The following is a 17,166-nucleotide window of genomic DNA, read 5'->3' as shown; positions in this document are numbered from 1 at the left end:
TATAATAGAAAGTCGTATATCTATTTATGTTGTATTAACAATTAAAGCTTCAATATTGACTCTGAAATTGAATCAGGAGAGGTGAATTCCCTTGTTGGACCGATTGCAATCCCTGGCGGACCGCTATGAGAAACTCAGTGAACTGCTTTGTGACCCGGATGTTGCAAGCGACAGTAAAAAACTGAGGGACTATTCCAAAGAACAATCCGATTTGCAGCCCGCCTTTGAGGCGTATGCCGAATATAAAAATGTAATGGAAGAGCTTGAAGCCGCCAAGATGATGCAGAGCGAAAAGCTTGATGATGAGATGAAGGAAATGGTCAAGATGGAAATCGACGACCTTTCCTCGCGCCAGCTTGCCCTGGAGGAGAAGATCCGCCTGCTGCTGCTGCCGAAGGACCCCAATGACGACAAGAACGTTATCGTCGAAATCCGCGGCGCAGCCGGAGGGGATGAAGCGGCATTGTTCGCGTCGGATCTGTACCGGATGTACACCCGTTTTGCCGATACCCAGGGCTGGCGCGTTGAGCTGATGGACGTCAATACGAATGACCTTGGCGGATTCAAGGAGGTAATCTTCTTGATTAACGGACGGGGCGCATACAGCAAAATGAAATTCGAAAGCGGCGCACACCGCGTTCAGCGCATTCCGACCACTGAATCCGGAGGCCGGATTCATACCTCTACCTCTACGGTGTCCGTGATGCCGGAAGCGGAAGAGTTCGAAATTGAAATTCATGATAAGGATATCCGCGTGGATACCTTCTGTTCCAGCGGTGCTGGCGGCCAGTCGGTCAATACGACCAAGTCGGCTGTACGCGTAACCCATATCCCGACAGGGATTATGGCTACCTGCCAAGACGGAAAATCGCAGAACTCCAATAAGGAGAAGGCGCTGCAGGTGCTTCGCGCCCGCATCTCCGACATGAAACGCCAGGAGGAAGAAGCGAAATATGCGGGTGAGCGCAAGAGCAAAGTCGGCACCGGCGACCGCAGTGAGCGGATTCGCACCTACAATTTCCCGCAGAGCCGGGTAACCGATCACCGCATCGGACTTACCCTGCACCGTCTGGAGCAGGTAATGAACGGAGATATTACGGAAATTATTTCGGCGCTGTCGATTGCGGAGCAGGCGGAATTGATGGAAAAAGGAGAATAATGCTTTGAAACACGACGCTTATGTTATGCCTTGCGTACAAAGCATCCGGGAAGCCTTTGCGGAGGCTTCTTCTTTTTTGGACAAAAATGGGTGCAACGAGCCGCAGCGCAGCAGCCAGCTTCTGCTGGAGCATGTGCTGGGCTTGTCCGGAGCGGCTTATTATATGGCGCTGGCCGATCCTTTTCCGCTTGCCGTGAAGCCGGCCTGGGAAGCCGGAATCACCCGCCGCGCGGCCGGTGAGCCGGTGCAGTATATTATCGGCGAGCAGGAGTTCTACGGGCGGGCCTTCGAGGTAACGCCCGATGTGCTGATTCCCCGGCCCGAGACGGAGCTGCTCGTCGAGGCGATCCTGAAGTACGGCGCGGAGCTGTGGCCGGACGGAGTTGTGGCTGCGCCGGGCGGCGCGGCGCAGGAAGACGAATGCGCTGCCGAAGAAGCGGCGCAGGAAGCCGGACGGGCTGCGGGCGAGGCAGCGCGTGAAGGCAGGCGCGCTGCGGATACAGCAGCGCGGGGCAGTGCGCCGGCTGCGGCTTCGGGTCAAGCAGCCGCTGGCGGGGCTGGGGCGGGCGGCACTGCGGCCCGCCGGGAGAGCGGCGCGGCCGGTGCGCACGCGCCGCGTCCGCTGACCGCCGTCGATATCGGCGCCGGCAGCGGGGCGATCTCCGTCACGCTGGCGGCGGAAGCGCCGGCGTGGCGGGTCTGCGCCGGCGACATCTCGCCCGGCGCGCTGGCCGTGGCCGGGCGCAATGCCCAGCGGCACGGCACGGCAGTGGACCTGCGGCTCGGCGACCTGCTTGAGCCGTTTGCGGGGCTGGAGACGGATATTCTCGTCTCCAACCCGCCGTATATCCCCGCCGCGGATATCGCCGGGCTGCAGCGTGAAGTGCGCGACCACGAGCCGCGCACGGCGCTGGATGGCGGGGGCGACGGGCTGGACCCGTACCGCCGCATGATGGAGCAGCTGCCGCTGCTTCCGGCACCGCCGCGGCTGGTGGGCTTCGAGCTTGGCCGGGGCCAGGCCGGGCAGGTGGCCGAGCTGCTGCGGGCAGCGGGCCACTGGAATGAGATCGTCACCATCGACGATCTCGCCGGCATTCCCCGCCATGTGCTGGGAATCGCCCGTTAGCTCAGCCGGACTTTCCTGAAGAACACTGGCAGACAAAATACGCCTGATTTCTATCCGTATAATATCATTTGAACCCACTAAGCTTGGAGCGCTGAAAATTATGTTGATTTTCTGCCGCTAATTCACCGAAAGTCCGGGCCGCTGCAGCAGTTAGTGGGATTTTCTACACTTATTTCAATGAAACTAATCGCTGATCGCTGCAAGGTGCCGGATTAGTTTCACTTTTTCCCACTAATGACGCCGGTTCAGGCCTTGGCCGCTGCTTTAGTTTTACTTATTCCACTTATATAGAGTAACTTAAGAATTCAACTTGCTGCACTGGCGGAATCCTTGTTTCCCATGGATTTGGTCGGTCAGTTGGCCATCATTCTTAAGTTCAGCAAAATGCAATTAAAATCCTCCGGCACCATAATTGACCGCTATAGTTGCGGCAGTTACAGTTAGAGCTTGTGCAGGCGGGTCTCGCTGCAGGGCTGGGCGGCTATTCCGGGCAGCTTCCGGCAGATGGACATCAAGTGTGTTTACCTCAGAGGTGAATCCTGCTTTTATGCTAGCCACATAAGCTGCGTGTAAAATTGTATTTCTACTGCCCCTTCCTTTACAATAGAATTGACGGGACTTCGGCGTAGACAAGAAATTCAGAAGACCCAAGTAACGGAGTAAGGAGACAGAATATGCTTCAGAAGATTAAAAAAATCGACGGCGTCATTGTAGTCATTCTTATCCTGCTGATGGTCGTCAGCATTTTTTCCATATACAGCGTCACGCATGGACGGGATAAGCTGGACGGGGCACATCTCCGGATGATCAAATTCTATGTGCTGGGCATTATCGCTTTTATCGGCCTGACCTTTGTGGACTATCGTCTGCTGGTAAAATATGCGCTGTACATTTATATTGCGGGGATTGGCATACTGGTGCTGGTCAGCTTTATCGGCAAGGAGCAGAACGGGGCCCAGGGATGGATTAAATTTGGAGGCTTCAGTCTGCAGCCGGCGGAGCTGTTTAAGCTGATTTTGATTCTGTTTCTGGCGGCCGTGCTGGTGCGCAAGAATAAGAACAGGCTGCTGTTCTGGCGGGATGTCGTTCCTCTGGGACTGCTCACCCTGCTGCCGTTCCTGATCGTCATCAGCCAGAATGACCTGGGCAACGCCCTTTCCTATATTGTTATCCTGGTCGGATTGCTGTGGATCGGCAACATCAAATTCACCCATGCGCTGATCGGTCTGCTGGTTATAGGCGGGGTTGCGGCGGGGGGGATTATAAGCTACATTCATTACCACGATGAAATCAAGGATTTCCTGACTGACATCGGCCGTTCACACTGGGTGGAGCGCTTTGATCCGTGGCTTGTCCCTGAAGAAGCGACTGCCAAAGCGAGCTATCACACCAAAAATGCCAAGCTGGCCATTGCCTCGGGAGGCATGAGCGGCGAAGGCTATATGCAGGGGAGCTCCGTGCAGACGGACCGGGTGCCTTACACCTATTCGGATTCCATCTTTGTGCAGATTGCCGAGGAATTCGGCTTCGTCGGCTCCGCGCTGGTGCTGCTGCTCTACTTTATACTGATTCACCGCATGATCCTGATCGCCCTGGAATGCAAGGATAGGGGCGGTCCCTTCCTGATCGTAGGGATTGTCGCGATGATGCTGTACCAGATCTTCGAGAATATCGGCGCATTTATCGGCCTGATGCCGCTGACCGGCATTACGCTGCCATTTATCAGCTACGGGGGAACCTCGCTCATGATTAATATGGCCAGCATCGGCCTGGTCATGAGTGTCCGCCTGCATGGCCGGGAAGAGGAGGAGGATTTGCCGAATCCGTCGCTCTACACCTCCCCCGTCAAACAGGGATAGCGAAGGAAAAGCTGAACCCGGGACCGCTGAAGCTCATGTAATGATGGGCTCCGGCGGTTTTTTTGATTTTGCGGAGGATGCTTCAGATGGCAGAAATTTTATGGACAGCTGCTGAAAAATTGTATTTAAGCCGCAGCTTGCATTAAAATGGAAATTGGCGGCTCCGCTCTGCATGCATGTTACAGCGGACAAGCCCAAATCCGGGTACAGTTAGGGGTCTGTTCCATGCTGCAGAGGTTCAAAAAGATCGACGGCGTCATCGTTGTTGTTCTGATTATGCTGATGGTCATCAGCATTTTATCCATATACAGTGTCACGCACGGGCGCAAGGATGACGGGATGCACATTCAGATGCTGAAGTGGTACGGGCTGGGCTTTATTGCTTTCATCGTATTGTCTTTGTTTGATTACCGCCTGCTTGTGAAATATGCGAAGTATATTTACATCTTGGGTGTGGGTGTTCTCGTATTGGTCAGCTTTGTGGGGAAGGTAAAGAACGGGGCGAGGGGCTGGCTTGGCGTCGGGGACCTCAGCATCCAGCCGGCGGAGCTCTTCAAGCTGATCCTGATTCTCGCACTGGCTGCTCTGCTGGTCCGCAAGAACAAGAGTGAGCTTCAGATCTGGCGGGATGTTGTGCCGCTCAGTCTGGTTGCGCTGCTGCCGTTTGCCGTTGTCATCAGCCAGAATGACTTGGGCAACGCCCTGAGCTATATGGTCATCCTGGTCGGGCTGCTGTGGATTGGCGGAATTAAATGGTCCCATGCACTGATCGGTCTGATTATTGCCGGAGGTGCGACCTTCGGTTTTATCTACAGCTATATTAACTATCATGAACAGATGACCGGCTTTCTCAGCGAAACCATTGGACGCAAGCATTTTGTGGCCCGCTTCGACCCCTGGCTTGTGCCGGAGCTGGCAAGCAATGATGACAGCTATCAGACGCGGAATGCCAAAATAGCGATTGCCTCGGGCGGGCTCAGCGGGGAAGGCTACATGAAAGGCGGCTCCGTGCAGTCCAACAAAATACCGGTCATTTATTCGGATGCCATCTTTGCCCAGATTGCCGAGGAGTTCGGTTTTCTGGGGGCGGCGCTGCTCCTGCTGCTGTTTTTTATTCTGATCCACCGGATGATTCTGATTGCTCTGGAATGCAAGGAACGGGCGGGTCCTTATCTAATTATCGGGATTGTGGCTATGCTGCTGTACCAGATTCTTGAGAACATCGGCGCTTATATCGGCCTGATGCCGCTCACGGGAATTACCCTCCCCTTCATCAGCTATGGCGGGACCTCGGTCCTGATCAATATGGCCAGTATGGGCATTGCGATGAGTGTGCTGCTGTACGGGCAGGATGTGGAGGAAGACTTGCCTGCGCCTGCTCTGCACTTCTGAAACTTTTAATAGATTGCTAGGTTTGCCTCCTCTCCTTCCCGGGCATACTGGGGACATCAGAGTTTTTGAGGAGAGGGGCTGCTGGAGATGGAGCATGACGGAACTGACAGACAGGATTCCTTGCGGGTAACCTTTAAGTATACTGCCATTTTAATTTGTTTTTTTATGGTTCTCATGATGGCCTGGGAAGGGCAAAAAACCGATGCCGCCGTAGCGGAGGTCTCCATTCCCCGGGATTCCATCCGGCTGCGTATTCTGGCGAATTCGGACGGGACGGCGGACCAGCTGGTCAAGCGCCAGATCCGCGACAGCATTGTCGGGCAGATGAACCGGTGGGTGGCAAAGCTGGAAGATCCGCAGAGCCTGGAGCAGGCGCGGACGCTGATCCGCAGCCATCTGCCGGAGCTGAATGCACTGGTGGCAAGGGAGCTTGGAGCACGGGGGATTGATTATGGTTATACGGTAGAGCTGGGCGTCGTCCCGTTTCCGACCAAGATGTACGGCGGCACCGTCTATCCTGCCGGAGAGTATGAAGCTGTGCGTGTCACATTAGGCGCAGGCCGGGGGCAGAACTGGTGGTGCGTGCTGTTCCCGCCGCTGTGCTTCATTGATGCCGGGTCCGGGGATGCGGCGGCATCTGCGGCAGCCCAGGCCAAGACTGCCCAGGCTTCCGCAGCCGGAGAAGGCGCCAGCGTCAAGGCTGCCGATAATGGAGCGGTAACAGCAGCGTCCGCCTCGGACGGCGCCGCTCCGGCAAGCGGTGAGGCGGAAGCGCCGAAGGTGCGGTTCTTTCTCTGGGAAGCGCTGCAAAATCTGTGGAGCTGGATCAGCGGATTATTCAGCTGAATCCTATGAATCTATTGCCGCCTATGTTACGATATAAGCTGAACTGAAGCGGATTTCCTGCGGCGCCACCTGGTGGGGCCGTTTTTGTTGATCTGCCGACAACCTTATTAGAAAGCTTGTGATGAGAATGACAGAACCTCAGGATTCCTCGTTTGCGGTTCAGCGGCGCAACGGACATATAGATTCAACGAAGTATTGGAAGCTGTCACCGCTTGAAGATTCCGGTACGGATTACACTCTCTATCCGCAGAGCGCAGCGGACCGGCAAGCCCTTGCAGAGGCGGCGGCTTTGCTGCGTGAAGGGAGCACCGTTGCGTTCCCGACCGAAACGGTATACGGGCTGGGGGCGGACGCCCGCAGCACAGCTGCGGTAGAAGCGGTCTTTGCCGCCAAGGGGCGGCCTTCCGATAATCCGCTGATCGTCCACATCGCCCGGCGGAGCGATCTGGAGGGGCTGGTGACGGAGGTCCACCCCTCGGCGTCGGCGCTGATCGGCGCGTTCTGGCCGGGGCCGCTGACCGTAGTGCTGCCTGTCCGTCCCGGCGTGCTGTCGCCGCTGGTGACGGCCGGGCTGGACACGGTCGGCGTGCGCATGCCGGATCACCCGCTTGCGCTGGCGCTGATCCGCGCGGCGGGCTGTCCGGTGGCTGCGCCCAGCGCCAACCGCTCCGGGCGGCCGAGTCCCACGCTGGCCGCCCATGTGCTGGAGGACCTCGCCGGATACATCGGCGGGGTGCTTGACGGCGGTGCGGCCGGAGTCGGCCTGGAATCGACCGTCGTGCAGGTGCAGCCGGACGGGACGGTCCTGGTGCTCCGTCCCGGCGGCATCACCGCCGAGCAGCTCGCGGCGGTGCTCGGTCCCGGGGCCGTCCTGGCGGCCCCGGCCCTTCCGGAAGCGCCTGCTGACGCTTCCGGCCGGCCCCCCGGCGCGGCGCACGCCGCCGGGGACAGCCCCCCGGCGCCGCGCGCGCCGGGCATGAAGTACACGCACTACGCCCCGCGCGGAATGCTCGGCGTAGTGCGCGGAGCTTCCCCGCGGAGTGTGGCGGAAGCCGCCGCGGGCCTGCTGCGGGCGGCGCAGCGGGCCGGCGAGATCACGGGCCTGCTCCTCTTCGAGGAGCATAGGGCCCTGTATCCCGCCTGCCCGGCCGCCTGCGTCGTTTCCCTCGGCTCGCTGGCCTCCCCGGAGGAAGGGGCACGCTCCCTGTATGCCGCGCTGCGGCGCTTCGATGAAGCGGGAGCGACCTACATTCTGGCCGAGGCCTGCCCGGATACCGGCCTCGGCGCAGCCATCATGAACCGGCTGATGAAAGCCGCCGGCGGAACCGTCATCGACGCCGGTTAACCCGGAAATAGCCTGGCCATTTCCGCAATGGGCCACAACCCGGGTTCTTCCTTGCATCAGGCTGGTTCGCCTGCTTGCCTGCCCCGCACAGTCATGAATTCCCCCTTGTCCGCATAAGGTTGTGGTACAAGACTTTCGGACCTTGGAGGTATAGGCATGAGCATAGGCGGAGTATACGCTGGCTGGGGCCAGATAGTAACGATTGTCATTATGGCAGTCGCACTGGGGATGGACGCGTTTTCACTCGGTGTGGGCATCGGGATGAAGGGCATCCGTCTTTTGCATGTGCTGCAGCTCAGTTTGCTGATCGCTTTTTTTCATGTGCTGATGCCGCTGCTGGGATTGTTTACAGGCAGCTACGTGGGCCATCTGCTTGGACAAGTCACCACATTTGCTGCAGGGGGGCTGCTCGTGCTGCTGGGCGGGCATATGATATTCAACTCCTTTCGGCCGGGGGAGGTCCGCCGCAATCCTGTTGATCACCGGTCCTTGTGGGGCATGCTGCTGATTTCGCTCAGCGTAAGCATAGATTCTTTCTCTGTGGGGGTTTCCTTGGGAATGTTTGTGAATAGTATAGCTCTAACCGTACTTGCTTTTGGCGCCTGCGGCGGTCTGATGTCGATAACCGGCCTGCTGCTGGGGCGGAGGGTCAGCCGTGGACTGGGTGATTACGGAGAGGCGCTGGGCGGGGGCATCCTGCTGGCGTTTGGCTTACTCTTCATCTTCTGATACAATAACGGCAAAACACTAATTCAATTTATTTTTCATGGAGGTGGAAAGTATGCTGCATATTTTATTCGTCTGCACAGGAAATACGTGCCGTAGCCCTATGGCTGAGGGACTTCTCCGGAAGCTTGCGAAGGAGCGGGGAATCGACGTGGAAGTGCGGTCTGCAGGCATTTCCGCCATTTCCGGTACTTCCATATCCAGACATGCCGCGGCGATTCTGCGGGACGAAGGAATTCATGATGATATCCGCTCCACGCAGCTCAGCGGAGAGACAGTGGCATGGGCGGATTTGGTGCTGACCCTCACAGGCGGGCATAAACGCCATTTGCTGCAGTATTTTCCCAGCGCGGTTGCCAAGACCTTTACACTGAAAGAATATGTCTACGATGAAGAAGCGGTCAACGCGGATATCCGCGAGCTCGATAGCCTGTATGCCGACGCGGAGCTTAGCCTTGCACTGGGTGCAGAGCCGGAATCCGCCGATGTGCAGCGGATGATAGAGATCCGCCAGCGGATTCCGAGCTTTGATATTTCCGATCCCTTTGGAGGCCCGCGGGAAGATTACGAGCTTGCCGCAGCCGAGATCCGCACAGCACTGTATAGTCTCCTGGATAAGCTGGAGTCCTTGCGCCGTTTGTAAAGGATGGTTGATTTTTCGCGGTCATTCCTTTAAGATAAAATAAATATTACCCGGTTCCAGTGTAACTGGCGACAGATGTGGATCAAACCACGATGGAGCATTGGAATAAACGGCCGGTCGCCTGGGCAAAAGAGCACATCCGCAGTTTGCTGCGGACTGCTCTTTTTTGTTTAAAATTCAGAACTGGCGTCAGGATCAGTGCTGAAGCGGTGCTGTTCTTAAAAGGGACGCAAAGGTTTCTACTTGCTTGAGGGAGGCAGAATGATGGGTCAAGTCATGAAGCAGGACTCACGGGAGAACCCGGCATCCGGCAGTTTATCCGGAAATGCGGGTCAACCGGCAGGAGCGGAGCTTTCTTTAACGGCTGCAACCGCTGCTGTGGTGCGGGAGCTTTCGGAAGCCGGGAAGCTGGGGCCCGGCAAGATTCTGGTTGTCGGTGCAAGCACAAGCGAAGTGGCCGGGGTGCGCATTGGCACCGGCGGCGCCCTCGAGGTAGCGCAGCAGCTGCTGGAGGGAATTGTTCAGGTTGCCGGGGAACGGGGGTTTCAGCCCGTATACCAGTGCTGCGAGCATTTGAACCGTTCGCTGGTCATGGAGCGTTCATTGCTGGAGAAGCTGGGATTGCGGGAGGTATCGGCTGTACCGGTACCGGGAGCCGGAGGTTCTATGGCTGCCGCAGCATACCGCTCGATGGCGGACCCTGTGCTCGCGGAAACGGTGGAGGCACATGCGGGCATCGATATCGGCGAGACGCTGATCGGCATGCATTTGCGCCGGATTGCAGTGCCTTTCCGGCCAAGTCTGCGCTACATTGGTGCCGCCCGGGTGAATGCGGCCTGGAGCAGGCCTCCGCTCATTGGCGGGGAGCGGGCTGTGTACCGTACTCCGGAGACCGGCGGATCAGGGAATTGCGGCTAAGGAAGCACAGAAAAGCCGGCGATATTGGCATTGACTGTTGGTTTGTCTTCACACAACATAAACTAAAGAGCACTAGGGAGGAATAAGAATCATGGAACAATTGCGTAAGAGTGACCCGGCAGTACTGGAAGCGATGGGATTGGAGCTGAGCCGTCAGCGTGCGAATATTGAGCTTATCGCTTCGGAGAATATTGTCAGCGAAGCAGTAATAGAAGCGATGGGTTCTGTGCTCACGAACAAATATGCGGAAGGCTACCCCGGCAAAAGGTATTATGGCGGTTGTGAGGATGTAGACATCGTGGAGAACTTGGCGCGTGACCGTGCCAAGCAGCTGTTTGGTGCCGACCATGTCAACGTACAGCCGCATTCCGGCGCCCAGGCCAATATGGCCGTGTACCTTGCCGCACTGAATCCCGGTGATACTGTTCTGGGGATGAATCTGGCGCATGGCGGCCATCTGACGCATGGCAGCCCGGTGAATGCCTCCGGTCTCTTGTATAATTTTGTGGCTTATGGGGTGCAGGAGGACACCTTCCTGATTGATTATGATGAAGTGCGCAAGGCAGCCTTCAAGCACCGTCCAAAATTGATTGTAGCCGGAGCAAGCGCCTATCCGCGTACGATCGATTTCGAAGCCCTTGGCTCTATTGCGAACGATGTTGGCGCATTGTTCATGGTGGATATGGCCCATATCGCCGGGCTGGTGGCGGCCGGCATTCATCCGAGTCCGGTTCCGCATGCCCATTTCGTAACCACAACCACACACAAAACACTGCGCGGTCCACGCGGAGGCATGATTCTCTGCAGACAGCCTTGGGCGGCTGCAATCGACAAGGCCGTATTCCCTGGCTCGCAGGGAGGACCGCTCATGCATGTGATTGCCGCCAAAGCCGTCTCCTTTGGCGAAGCACTGCAGCCTTCGTTCAAAACGTATGCCGAGAATGTGGTGAAGAACGCCAAAGTGCTGGCGGAAACACTGATCGGCGAAGGAGTCAACATTGTATCCGGGGGGACGGACAACCACCTGATGCTGCTGGATACCCGCAACCTGAACATCACAGGCAAGGATGCGGAGAAGGTTTTGGATTCCATCGGCATCACCGTGAACAAGAATGCTATCCCGTTTGATCCTACCAGCCCGTTTGTGACGAGCGGTATCCGCATCGGTACGCCTGCGGTCACTTCACGCGGCATGGACGAGCAGGCAATGGCTGCAATCGGCCGCATTATCGCGGCTGTATTGAAGAATCCTAAGGATGAAGCCAAGCTGGCCGAGGCCGGCCGTGAGGTAGCTGAACTTACAGAGCAATATCCAATCTATCCAGCCCTGCAATACTAATCCCTAATCAGATATTGCTTAGAGCGTCTATTGAAATGCTTCATTAAACAAAGCCTCCACAGTATCCGGTGCTTCCGGTTCTGTGGAGGCTTTTTTGAAGGGCAGCCTCCTTAATGGTAAAAAGGAACACTAAGGCAGCGCATTTGGGCTCCGGATCATCCTTAGTGGGGAAAAAGTACAACTAATCCGGCTGGAATCAGCCGTATGGGATGAGAGGGCCTCCATGAAGTGTACAAAATCCCGCTTAAGCCCGTAAAGCCGGAATCCCAGCCCATTAGTGTTACTTTTTCCACTTAGCTTCAGTTCCCTGTGAACCTCCTTGCGTTCCATCAGCTTGTTCAGGTTCTCCGGTTCAACTCTTACAACGATATATAGTATTGGCTGTAGGGACGGCGTAGCCGTTTCTGCTTGGCGGATATTATTGCCTGCCGGATTGCTTCCCGCTCTCAAAACCGCCATGAATTGGCGTCTTTTATGATGAGTTGCATGCACGCATCCTTGCATTTTTCCTTCCTTTTCTTACTATTTATTTCCTTTGAGAGAGCCTTGGGAACGATCTGTAGCATAATGTTCACATTTCTAACGGTTATTTGTCGAAAATACTCGTGAAATATCTATGAAAGTTCATGAAATTTTCAATAAAAAAAGTGAAAAAAATGTGAAAATTATGAATTGAACAAAATGGTATAAACTAAACCGCATTTGATATTTGAATGAAAAAATAAAATCTCCGGTTCTCTCCCCGCTTCAATACCGGACTGGTGAAATCCGTCTGCGCAGAACCAGGCCTTCGTAGGTGAAATACACCTCGGGTGATGATATAATAGACAGGATTTAGCCAGGGGAGAAGCAAAAGCGCTTTCTACGGCTATAAATAAGACTTACAATTACCGGAGGGACAAGAATGGGAAAATTGGTGATTTGCGATCATCCTTTGATTCAGCACAAATTAACATTTATTCGCGATGTGCGGACGAACACGAAAGAGTTCAGAGAGCATGTTGATGAAGTCGCTACACTTATGGCATATGAGATTACGCGTGATATTCCACTGGAGACCATCACAGTCCAGACGCCGGTAGCAGAGACGGAGAGCAAAGTGATTTCCGGAAGAATGCTGGGCCTGATTCCGATCCTGCGTGCCGGACTGGGCATGCTTGAGGGCGTACTGAAGCTGCTTCCTGCAGCGAAGGTGGGACATGTCGGGTTGTTCCGTGATCCTGAAACCCTCCAGCCGGTTGAATATTACATCAAGCTTCCTACGGATGTTCAGGAGCGCGAATTGATTGTAATTGATCCCATGCTGGCTACAGGCGGCTCCGCCATTGCCGCGATCACCTCGCTGAAGAACCGGGGATGCACCCAGATCAAGATGATGAACCTGATTGCCGCTCCGGAAGGCGTTGCCGCTGTACAAGCAGCCCACCCGGATGTTGATATCTATGTCGCTGCCCTGGATGATCATTTGAATGATCATGGGTATATTGTGCCAGGACTCGGAGACGCCGGTGACCGCTTGTATGGAACCAAGTAGTCCTCAATTAAGTAATAGTATTATAGAATAAACAGGGGATACTTAAGCATTTTGAAGAGAGGGTAGGGGTTATGTCCAAAATTAAAGTGATGACGATTTTCGGAGTGCGCCCCGAGGCGATCAAAATGGCGCCTTTGGTCCTGGAGCTTGCCAGACATCCCGAACATATTGAGTCCGTGGTTTGCGTAACAGCGCAGCACCGGGAATTGCTTGACCAGGTCCTGGAGGTATTCAAGATCATCCCTGATTATGATCTGGATGTGATGAAGGACCGCCAGACGCTGAACGAAATTACCATTCGGGTGCTGGAGGGACTGGAGCCGGTGCTTAGGGAGGCTAGACCGGACCTGGTGCTGGTGCATGGGGATACACTCACCACCTTTCTTGCCAGCTATGCCGCCTTCCTGCAGCAAATACAGGTAGGCCATGTTGAAGCAGGACTTCGGACCTGGAACAAGCTGTCTCCATATCCTGAAGAGATGAACCGGCAGTTGACGGGTGTTCTTGCGGATTTGCACTTTGCTCCGACCGATTGGTCAGCGGGCAACCTGAGACACGAGAACAAAAAAGAATCAAGTGTTTATATCACAGGCAACACCGTAACCGATGTGTTTCAATATACCGTACAGCCGGACTACCGGCATCCTGTGCTGGATTTTGCTTCAGGAAAAAGACTTATTTTAATGACGGCGCACCGCAGGGAATCTCAAGGCGAACCGCACCGTCATATTTTCCGTGCTGTCAAAAGAATCGCTGACGAATTTGAAGATGTAGCCATAGTTTATCCTGTGCACCCGAGTCCTGCAGTCAAGGAACCGGCACATGAGATACTCGGCGGACACCCGAGAATTAAGCTGATTGATCCGCTGGATGTCGTTGACCTGCATAATTTTTATCCGCATACCCACCTGATATTGACCGATTCCGGCGGCCTGCAGGAGGAAGCCCCCTCCTTTGGAGTTCCTGTGCTTGTGCTGCGTGATACAACCGAGCGCCCGGAAGGGATCGAAGCCGGAACACTGGAGCTTGTGGGCACGGACGAGGAGAAGGTGTATCAACGGACATATGCCCTTTTGACTGATCAGAGCCTGTACCAGTCAATGAGCCGGGCCGCCAACCCGTATGGAGACGGTAAAGCCTCCGAAAGGATTGTCAATGCGATATTACACCATTTCGGTGTTGTTAAAGAACGTCCAGAAGAATTTCACAGAATGTTCACAAATGAATCCTGAAGACATTGTGCTGCGCATGTTTGATTGAATAATAGCAGTATACAGTGCAACTGTACGGTTTGAGTGGTTTTGGAGCATTTTTGCTGTGACTATTTTCATGTTTCCATACACTTTGAGGCAAAATTCGATGAATTGACAAAGAGTCTGGATATTCAGTAAAATTAGTTGGGATTGTAGCCTATGAAAGAGCAAAGAAACGGCCCCGGCCTGGGGAAAACCGCTTTGGTTATCGGGAGTGCGGGTACTATGCTTTCCGCTTACATTGTTATAGGCTTTTTTACGGCACGATGGCTTCAGGACCTGATGGACGGACCGGAATATTGGCTGGCTATCGGTACAATTACCGGGATGTTTCTCGGGATTATTCATGTCGTCCTGTTAATCAAAAAATTTATGGGGGAGCAAAATGGATAATATGACTCCCATGATCAATGCCGTCACCAAAGTCACCCTTGTTCTTATGGCGGGACTGCTTATGGGATGGGCGCTTCACCACGAGACCCGTACTGTTACGCTTGGAATGACACTTGGCCTGTTGGGGGGATTGGTGAATTTCCGGTATTTGGCAGTCAGAGTCCGGATGGTCGCCGAATCTGTTGCGAACCAGGAGGGAAGGGCATTCAGCCTCGGGTTTGTTACACGGATCTGCTTTGCGATTCTGGTTACTATGTTCTCCGTCAAGATTGAGCATTTCTCGCTGGAGGCTACCATCATCGGTCTGTTCATCCCCCAAATTCTCTCTATTCCTGTAGGGATTTACTTAAGTGTAAAGCAGAAAATGTAGCCAGATTAAACAGAAAGGAGGATGATACTATGCATGAAATGCCACTAATCTATTTAGGCGGCATACCAATTGATCTATCCGCTGTTCTGATGCTGGTGATCAGTTCGATTATCGTGTTCATTCTGGTAATGCTGTCTGTCCGCAGCCTGTCTGTCGAAAATCCGTCCAAGCTCCAGAATTTCATGGAGTGGGTAGTCGAATTTGTACAAGGAATTATCAGCAGTGCCATGGATTTGAAAAAGGGGAAATCCTACATATCACTGGGACTAACGCTGATTTTGTTTATTTTTGTCTCCAATCTTCTGGGCCTGCCTTTTTCTTTCATCACTGAAGCCGATAAGCCGGTATACATTTTCGGACATGTTATCGAAGCCACCAAAAACCTGGCGCACGGCGAACATGTTGAATTGTTGTGGTATAAGTCGCCTACTGCTGATATTAATGTCACTGCAGGTCTTGCGATCATCGTTTTTATATTGATGAATTTTCTGGGCATCAAGCAAAACGGCAAACATTATTTCAAACACTACATCGAGCCGTTTCCCATCTTTCTGCCGTTGAACATCATTGAGAATCTGGCGAAGCCGGTGGCGCTTGCCATCCGTTTGTTTGCCAATATTTTCGCCGGTGAAGTTTTGATCACGGTTATTCTGAAGCTGGGAATACTGAGTATTCCATTTTTGGCAGTCTGGCAGGGCTTTAGTATCTTTGTAGGGGCGCTCCAGGCATTTATCTTTACGATTCTGACAATGGTGTACATTGCACAGATGACGATTCACGAGGAAGAGGCACATTAATGAACTGCCGTGAGGATAACGGCAGCAGCCGGTAATCTTTTCTCGGGAGATTTTTATATCATTAAAAAGCAAATACAAATTGAACCGAAATTAAAGGAGGATATTTACAAATGGAATTTTTGGCAGCAGCAATCGCGGTTGGTTTGGGCGCTCTCGGCGCAGGTCTTGGTAACGGTATGATTGTCAGCAGAACGGTAGAATCCATCGCGCGTCAGCCGGAAGCACGCAACGCGCTGCAGACGACAATGTTTATCGGGGTTGGTATCGTTGAAGTAATTCCTTTGGCCGCAACGGTTATCGCATTTCTGATCATGTTTTCTTAATAAACCGTTCCTTACGGTTTGGCGGGGAGGGCAAGTGCCATCCGCGCCTTACTTTTGTATATATCCGCACGCGCGGTAACGGAAAGGAGTGACCACAGTGACTATAGTTTGGACCAATATAGTTTTTTCAATTGCCGCATTTGTAATCCTGTACTTTCTGCTCAGTAAATTTGCATTCAGCAAATTATTCGGAATTATGGAGAAACGCCGGGAATTGGTGATGCAGCAGATGAATGAAGCGGCTAACACCCGGGAACAGGCGGTCGCTTATGTAGAAGAACAGAAGCAAGCCCTGCAGCAGGCACGCCAGGAGGCGCAGCAAATTATTCAGCAATCGCAGGCAACGAGCGCCGATCAGGCGGATCGTCTGATGGAACAGGCCAAGATTGAAGCTGAACGTCTCAAGCAAGATGCTGTCCGCGACATTGATAACGAGAAGAACAAAGCTGTGGAAGCTTTGCGCAGCGAGCTTGGAACAGCATCGGTTCGTATTGCTTCCAAGCTGCTTGAAAAAGAAGTTAAAGTCGATGGCGAACAGGAGAAGCTCGTTGATCAATACCTCAAAGAGGTCGGAGGCCGATCATGAGCCGCGATACGATAGTTGCCAAGCGCTACGCCAAGGCCCTGTACAGTATAGCGGTGGAGAAAGGCATTACCCTTGAAGTGGAAGAACAGCTTAAGACAGTAGTAGAGGTGCTTCATCTCGACGAAGAGGTGAAACGGTTCATTCTTGCACCGCGCATCTCACGGTCCGACAAGCTGGAGGTGCTGCGCACAGTGCTTCAGGATAAGCTATCCGAAGAGGTAATGAACACGGTATTGCTGCTGGTAGAGCGGGACAGAACCGATATTTTCGCTGATTTATTGGAAACATATGTGAAAATAGAAGGGGACGCTCTGGGAATCGGCGATGCGACTGTGTACTCAACATATGTCCTGAGTCAAGAAGAACAGGATAGTGTGGCTGCAGGGTTCAGTCAGCTTACGAAACGCAAGATTCGCGTTAAGAATCTCGTTGACAAGAGCCTTCTGGGAGGAATGAAGGTCGTAATCGGCGATACGCTGTATGACGGCAGTCTGTCCGGCAAACTTACGCGACTTGAGAAAGCTTTTAATGATAAGCATAGAAGATAGGGGTGAGGA

General features: G+C 53.9%; 18 protein-coding genes and 1 riboswitch. All 18 genes read left to right on the top strand.

The genetic code is table 11. The features are described 5' to 3' along the window. Window positions 1-91 precede the first annotated feature (91 nt). A complete protein-coding gene (gene prfA / locus HYD27_RS10060) occupies window positions 92-1,159 on the top strand; it encodes a peptide chain release factor 1 (protein ID WP_219214372.1) in 1,068 nt (355 codons plus the stop codon). A gap of 4 nt (window positions 1,160-1,163) precedes the next feature. Then, window positions 1,164-2,285 carry a N5-glutamine methyltransferase family protein gene (locus tag HYD27_RS10055; RefSeq protein ID WP_228745068.1) on the top strand — a complete coding sequence of 374 codons (1,122 nt, stop codon included), beginning with the start codon at window positions 1,164-1,166 and terminating at the stop codon, window positions 2,283-2,285. Between the two features lie 674 nt (window positions 2,286-2,959). Further along, a complete protein-coding gene (locus HYD27_RS10050; RefSeq protein WP_219214370.1) occupies window positions 2,960-4,144 on the top strand; it encodes an FtsW/RodA/SpoVE family cell cycle protein in 1,185 nt (394 codons plus the stop codon). Window positions 4,145-4,369: 225 nt separating this feature from the next. Continuing rightward, window positions 4,370-5,536: an FtsW/RodA/SpoVE family cell cycle protein gene (locus tag HYD27_RS10045; protein WP_219214368.1), complete on the top strand. Its 1,167-nt coding sequence runs from the start codon at window positions 4,370-4,372 to the stop codon at window positions 5,534-5,536. A gap of 87 nt (window positions 5,537-5,623) precedes the next feature. After that, a complete protein-coding gene (gene spoIIR / locus HYD27_RS10040) occupies window positions 5,624-6,382 on the top strand; it encodes a stage II sporulation protein R (protein WP_219214366.1) in 759 nt (252 codons plus the stop codon). A gap of 127 nt (window positions 6,383-6,509) precedes the next feature. Then, complete coding sequence (locus HYD27_RS10035; RefSeq protein WP_219214364.1) at window positions 6,510-7,727, top strand: L-threonylcarbamoyladenylate synthase; 1,218 nt, start codon at window positions 6,510-6,512, stop codon at window positions 7,725-7,727. A 156-nt stretch (window positions 7,728-7,883) separates the two neighbouring features. Beyond that, window positions 7,884-8,456 (top strand): manganese efflux pump MntP, encoded by a 573-nt coding sequence (locus tag HYD27_RS10030; RefSeq protein ID WP_219214361.1) that lies wholly within the window; start codon window positions 7,884-7,886, stop codon window positions 8,454-8,456. 52 nt (window positions 8,457-8,508) lie between these two features. Then, window positions 8,509-9,096, top strand: a complete 588-nt coding sequence (locus HYD27_RS10025; protein WP_219214359.1) for a low molecular weight protein arginine phosphatase — start codon at window positions 8,509-8,511, stop codon at window positions 9,094-9,096. 51 nt (window positions 9,097-9,147) lie between these two features. After that, window positions 9,148-9,230: riboswitch (ZMP/ZTP riboswitch) on the top strand. Between the two features lie 130 nt (window positions 9,231-9,360). Continuing rightward, on the top strand, window positions 9,361-10,014 hold the full coding sequence (locus HYD27_RS10020; protein ID WP_220101567.1) for a TIGR01440 family protein: 654 nt from the start codon (window positions 9,361-9,363) through the stop codon (window positions 10,012-10,014). An 88-nt stretch (window positions 10,015-10,102) separates the two neighbouring features. Beyond that, complete coding sequence (locus tag HYD27_RS10015; RefSeq protein WP_309242045.1) at window positions 10,103-11,353, top strand: serine hydroxymethyltransferase; 1,251 nt, start codon at window positions 10,103-10,105, stop codon at window positions 11,351-11,353. A gap of 904 nt (window positions 11,354-12,257) precedes the next feature. Further along, on the top strand, window positions 12,258-12,887 hold the full coding sequence (gene upp / locus HYD27_RS10010) for a uracil phosphoribosyltransferase (protein ID WP_074087330.1): 630 nt from the start codon (window positions 12,258-12,260) through the stop codon (window positions 12,885-12,887). A gap of 71 nt (window positions 12,888-12,958) precedes the next feature. Beyond that, entirely contained in the window at window positions 12,959-14,119 is a 1,161-nt protein-coding gene (gene wecB, locus HYD27_RS10005) for a non-hydrolyzing UDP-N-acetylglucosamine 2-epimerase (protein ID WP_219214353.1), read from the top strand. Window positions 14,120-14,299: 180 nt separating this feature from the next. Next, window positions 14,300-14,533 carry an ATPase F0F1 gene (locus HYD27_RS10000; protein WP_219214351.1) on the top strand — a complete coding sequence of 78 codons (234 nt, stop codon included), beginning with the start codon at window positions 14,300-14,302 and terminating at the stop codon, window positions 14,531-14,533. Further along, window positions 14,526-14,903 (top strand): ATP synthase subunit I, encoded by a 378-nt coding sequence (locus HYD27_RS09995; RefSeq protein WP_219214348.1) that lies wholly within the window; start codon window positions 14,526-14,528, stop codon window positions 14,901-14,903. Before HYD27_RS10000 ends, HYD27_RS09995 begins: the two co-directional genes overlap by 8 nt. A 29-nt stretch (window positions 14,904-14,932) precedes the next feature. Next, a complete protein-coding gene (gene atpB / locus HYD27_RS09990) occupies window positions 14,933-15,700 on the top strand; it encodes a F0F1 ATP synthase subunit A (RefSeq protein WP_219214345.1) in 768 nt (255 codons plus the stop codon). A 110-nt stretch (window positions 15,701-15,810) separates the two neighbouring features. Further along, a complete protein-coding gene (gene atpE, locus HYD27_RS09985) occupies window positions 15,811-16,023 on the top strand; it encodes a F0F1 ATP synthase subunit C (RefSeq protein ID WP_039877624.1) in 213 nt (70 codons plus the stop codon). A gap of 97 nt (window positions 16,024-16,120) precedes the next feature. Next, window positions 16,121-16,609 carry a F0F1 ATP synthase subunit B gene (gene atpF, locus HYD27_RS09980; RefSeq protein WP_219214343.1) on the top strand — a complete coding sequence of 163 codons (489 nt, stop codon included), beginning with the start codon at window positions 16,121-16,123 and terminating at the stop codon, window positions 16,607-16,609. Then, window positions 16,606-17,157, top strand: a complete 552-nt coding sequence (locus HYD27_RS09975; protein WP_219214340.1) for a F0F1 ATP synthase subunit delta — start codon at window positions 16,606-16,608, stop codon at window positions 17,155-17,157. Before atpF ends, HYD27_RS09975 begins: the two co-directional genes overlap by 4 nt. The last annotated feature ends 9 nt before the right edge of the window (window positions 17,158-17,166 follow it).

Origin of the sequence: Paenibacillus sp. S150 (assembly GCF_019352175.1) — a bacterium.
Classification (GTDB): Bacteria; Bacillota; Bacilli; order Paenibacillales; family Paenibacillaceae; genus Paenibacillus_AQ.
Note: the sequence above shows the minus strand (reverse complement) of the source record. Positions and strands in the feature narration are given on the sequence as shown.